Origin of the sequence: Corynebacterium sp. MSK041, assembly GCF_030232265.1 — a bacterium.
GTDB lineage: Bacteria > Actinomycetota > Actinomycetes > Mycobacteriales > Mycobacteriaceae > Corynebacterium.
This window is the reverse complement of record NZ_JASPJK010000074.1, coordinates 1-246: the sequence shown is the minus strand read 5'-3', so window position 1 is coordinate 246 and position 246 is coordinate 1. Positions and strand designations below refer to the sequence as shown.

The 246-nt window shown below is 65.4% G+C and carries 1 protein-coding gene; it reads left to right on the top strand.

Annotated features, from left to right (window positions below; translation table 11 throughout):
• On the top strand, window positions 1-246 hold a 246-nt coding region (locus QP968_RS11235; protein WP_284856473.1), incomplete at both ends, for an FGGY family carbohydrate kinase.

Sequence of the window (246 nt, the reverse complement as noted above, 5' to 3'; positions counted from 1 at the left end):
CTGCATCATTTTCGACGGTCGCGGGGACATCGTGAGCCGCAGCCAGCTGCCACACGAGCAGATCTTCCCGCATCCGGGCTGGGTGGAGCACGATCCGGAGGAGATCCGGCTCAACATCCGTCGCGTCATGGCCGACGCCGCTGCCTCCGAGGACATCACCCCGGACGAGATCGCGGCCGTCGGCATCACCAATCAGCGTGAAACCACGGTGATCTGGGACCGGGCCACCGGCGAGCCGATCTACAA